The organism is Streptomyces sp. NPDC055506 (assembly GCF_053643595.1).
Map to the genome: position 1 here is coordinate 1 of NZ_JBSHKH010000250.1, position 3,995 is coordinate 3,995.

Here is a 3,995-nt window from a genome sequence, read left to right on the forward strand (position 1 = left end):
AGGGCGGCCCTGGCGTAATTACGACAACCTGCGTCGCGCCCGCCGCTGTCTCATGTGGTGACCACGACGATGGTGACCATGCCAGGCGATCTCGCCCGGCGACTGGTCACCGACAAGTTGTGGGCCCTGACGGAGCCGCTGCTGCCACCGTTCACACCGCGCCGACAGGGAGGGGGCACCGCGCCCGTCGACGAGCGCAGGATGCTCACGGCGGTGGTGTGGGTGCTGACCAGCGGTTGCCCCTGGCGGATGCTGCCGCCCTGGCTCGAGGTCTCACCGGCGACCGCGCACCGCCGCTTCACCGCCTGGACGGAGGCCGGCGTGTGGCGACGGCTGTACCGGGCCGCGGTGCGTAACGGACTCGCCGTCCCGGGCGATTCCGGGTGGGCCGCCGCGATCGTGAAGGCCGCGGGGCTGCAGGCCGGGCAGGCACCACGCGAGACGTCCACAAAGAGTTAGATTCACTCAGCAACTATCCAATCCGGACAGCACCGACACCCTTGACTCCCGATTGGCCGCCTTCATCGGCCCCCCCTTCGCCCCACCGCAGGGCTTCGCCCCGTACCGGCCGGCTCGAGGCCGGTCAGCCGGCCAGCAGCTTCTTCACCACGGCGGCGACACGGCCGCCCTCGGCCAGCCCGGCCACCTTCGGGTTCACGATCTTCATGACCGCGCCCATGGCCCGCGGCCCCTCGGCACCGGCTGCCTTGGCCTCCTCGACGGCCTGGGCCACGATCTGCTGGAGCTCGTCGTCGGACAGCTGCTTGGGCAGGTACTCGGCGAGCACCTCGCCCTCCGCCTTCTCCCGCTCGGCGCTCTCGGCACGACCGCCCTGCGCGAAGGCCTCGGCCGCCTCGCGGCGCTTCTTGGCCTCGCGGGTGATCACCTTCTGCACCTCGTCGTCGGAGAGCTCGCGCTTCTCCTTGCCCGCGACCTCCTCCTTGGTGATCGCGGCGAGCGTCAGCCTGAGCGTCGAGGAGCGGAGCTCGTCGCGCTCCTTGATCGCAACGTTGAGGTCTTCCTGCAGCTTCGACTTGAGCGTGGTCATGGGGCTGATTGTCGCAGGTGCCGGAGGAAAGACGCCCCCTGTTTTGCGGGGCGGGGGCGGGACTGTGGTGTCGAAGCGCCGGTGCCGCCAGGGGATTTCGGGGCACCGCCCGGGCAGGGTCGACGTCCGGGGTCTGAGACGATGGTCGTATGCGCGCGCGATACGGAGTCCCCCTGGGAATCGCGGCGGCTGGTGCCGCCGGTCTGTTGTACGCCGCGGGCTTCGAAGCCCGCTCCTTCCGCCTCCGACGGGTCACCGTCCCCGTCCTGCCCCCCGGAATGCGCCCACTGCGTGTGCTGCAGGTCTCCGACATCCACATGGTCGGCGGCCAGCGCAAGAAGCAGCGCTGGCTGCGTTCCCTGGCGGGCCTGCGCCCCGACTTCGTGATCAACACGGGCGACAACCTCTCCGACCCGGAGGGCGTCCCGGAGGTCCTGGACTCGCTCGGCCCCCTGATGGACTTCCCGGGCGCGTACGTCTTCGGCTCGAACGACTACTACGGCCCCACGCTGCGCAACCCCGCCCGCTACCTGCTGGAGAGGGCCCAGGGCCGCCACGGCCTCAACGGCAACGCCCCGGCCGTGGGCGTGGTGCACAACCCGTGGGAGGACCTGCGGGACGGTTTCGACGCGGCGGGATGGCTCAACCTGACCAACACCCGCGGCACGCTCAAGATCGAGGGCGTCTCACTGGAGCTGACGGGCCTGGACGACCCGCACATCAAGCGGGACCGCTACGCGCAGGTGGCCGGCGGCCCGTCCGACTCCGCCGACTTCTCGATGGGCGTCGTCCACGCCCCCTACCTGCGCGCCCTGGACGCCTTCACGGCCGACGACTACCCCTTGATCCTGGCCGGCCACACCCACGGCGGCCAGCTGTGCATCCCCTTCTACGGCGCCCTGGTCACCAACTGCGACCTGGACACGGACCGGGTGAAGGGCCTGTCGACGCACACGGTGGAGGACCGTACGTCGTATCTGCACGTGTCGGCGGGCTGCGGTACGAGCCGGTACACGCCGGTACGGTTCGCGTGCCCGCCGGAGGCGACGCTGCTGACGCTGGTGGGGCGGGAGTAGCCGGAGCGGCGGAGGCGACGCTGCCGGCCCAGGTGGGGCGGGAACGTCGCGAGTAGCTGGGGTGCGGCCGGGCTAGCGGGTCGGAGCGGCGGGGGTGATCGGCGGAATATCGGGTAACCAGGTAACCCACACAGCCCCGCCCGCATCGCCCCCTATGTCCGTTTCTGCCAGCGTGGGGGCATGACCGCCCCGATACCCAGGGACATCCCGGACCTGCCCGCGATACCGAGCAGGCCCGCGCTGAAGCCCTCCCCCGTCCCGGCCACGGCCGTCGTCAGCCCGGTCCGCCGCCCCGCGGCCGCGGCCTTCCGCCTACTGGTCGCCTTCGCGGCGGCCGGCGGCGTGACACTCGAACTGCTCCTCGGCGACCCGTCCCGGGCCCTGGGCTACTTCGCGATCCAGAGCAACATCCTGCTGGCGCTGGTCATGGCCGTGTCGGCCCGCCGCGCCTGGTCGGCCTGCCGCCCCCTGCCGGGAGCCCTGCTGGGCGCGACGACCCTCTACGTCGTCATCGCGGCCCTGGCATACCACGTGCTCCTGGCGAACGAGGCGAGTCCCTTCTCCCTCACGGGCGAAGCGGCCCACCCGACGGGCTGGCAGGCCCTCACCCACTACACCCTCCACACGGTGACCCCGATCGCCGCCGTACTGGACTGGCTCCTGCTCACGCCCCCCGGCCGCCTGCACCTGCGCCAGGCCAGCACCTGGCTGCTCTACCCCCTGGCCTACCTGGCCTTCTCCCTCATCCGAGGCGAACTGCTCCTCCCGGGCTCGTCCGGCCGCTACCTCTACCCGTTCCTCGACGTCGACCAGGACGGCTACAAGAAGGTCCTGGGCAACGCCCTCCTCCTCGGCCTCTCCCTCTACGCCCTGGCGGTCCTCCTCGTAGCCCTCGACCACGCCCGCCCGAACCCCCTCCGGCACCCCTGGAAAACCGGATTTCGTCTCTAGCCACCGGTGGGCTAAAGTAAACGACGTCGCCGCGACAGCAGCGACATCGGGGTGTAGCGCAGCTTGGCAGCGCGCTTCGTTCGGGACGAAGAGGTCGTGGGTTCAAATCCCGCCACCCCGACAGAGACACAAGGTCAGACCCACCTACGGAGATCCGTAGGTGGGTCTGATTCGTTGTGCGTGTCTATCTGCGTGACTACGGCTCCGGACCCCGCTTGAAGATGCCGTCCATGAGCACGGCGCTGGTCTGGATCACGGGCCGGATCTGCTTCGATCCCCTCGGCGTCCTTGAGTGTCTGGCGCAAGGCGCGCCGGACGTTGGTCGCGTCGAGCGGCTTGCCTGCGGCCGAGGAGAAGACCAACCGTGTTCGGGGCACTGAGCACAGCTCGACGACGCTGCGCTTCACCTTGTCCCGGGCCATGGCCCACTTGACCGAACGGTTCAGGCAGGAGTGGACGGCCTGCAGCGTGCGGGTGCTGAGGGTCTTGGCCTTGACAGCCAGCCAGCGGTCGACGTCTTCCGCGCTGAGGTCGCGGAGCTTTCGGGGCCGATGGACGCATCGCAAGACCATCCTCGTGGTCCCGCAACACCTCCTTGAGCCTGGTCTTCGCCTCTGTCCGCTTGAGGCCAGCGACGACCTCATACCTGGGCAGCCCGAAATTCACAAGAGAGGTGACTGCGTCAATCCGCCGGCAGAGCTGGGCAACCCCTCCGAGTAAAGGGAATACCTGCCAGAATGTGACTGATCGCAAGTAGTGCTACGGGTACGACCTGGTGTCGGCTGGAAAGAAGTGCTCCTCGAACTACATCGCGGATGTGAAGCACAAGTCAACGGTCAGGGTCCAGAACGTCGATCATTCAAGTGGCTGGGCGGCGAAGGGGAAGACTTCCTACGCCAACTCAACGCAAGGTGTGGCAT

Annotated in this window: 4 protein-coding genes, 1 tRNA gene and 1 pseudogene; 4 read left to right on the plus strand and 2 right to left on the minus strand. The window is 69.1% G+C overall.

The window, feature by feature from the left end:
* The first annotated feature begins 78 nt into the window (after positions 1–78).
* Complete coding sequence (locus tag ACWIF2_RS40180; RefSeq protein ID WP_454366597.1) at positions 79–459, plus strand: transposase; 381 nt, start codon at positions 79–81, stop codon at positions 457–459.
* Positions 460–583: 124 nt separating this feature from the next.
* On the opposite strand, the gene ACWIF2_RS40185 is transcribed toward ACWIF2_RS40180, so the two are convergent.
* Entirely contained in the window at positions 584–1,048 is a 465-nt protein-coding gene (locus tag ACWIF2_RS40185; RefSeq protein ID WP_454366599.1) for a GatB/YqeY domain-containing protein, read from the minus strand.
* Between the two features lie 149 nt (positions 1,049–1,197).
* Between ACWIF2_RS40185 and ACWIF2_RS40190 the strand changes: the two genes are divergently transcribed.
* The 3 genes from ACWIF2_RS40190 (at position 1,198) to ACWIF2_RS40200 (ending at position 3,196) form a co-directional block, all read left to right on the plus strand.
* A complete protein-coding gene (locus tag ACWIF2_RS40190) occupies positions 1,198–2,124 on the plus strand; it encodes a metallophosphoesterase (RefSeq protein WP_454366601.1) in 927 nt (308 codons plus the stop codon).
* A gap of 180 nt (positions 2,125–2,304) precedes the next feature.
* Positions 2,305–3,075, plus strand: coding sequence for a Pr6Pr family membrane protein (locus ACWIF2_RS40195; protein WP_454366602.1), 771 nt, complete (start codon positions 2,305–2,307; stop codon positions 3,073–3,075).
* A 47-nt stretch (positions 3,076–3,122) separates the two neighbouring features.
* A tRNA-Pro gene (locus ACWIF2_RS40200) sits at positions 3,123–3,196 on the plus strand.
* 154 nt (positions 3,197–3,350) lie between these two features.
* On the opposite strand, the pseudogene ACWIF2_RS40205 reads toward ACWIF2_RS40200, so the two are convergent.
* Positions 3,351–3,620 (minus strand): annotated as a pseudogene (locus tag ACWIF2_RS40205) (site-specific integrase); the annotation flags it as partial.
* Positions 3,621–3,995: the final 375 nt, after the last annotated feature.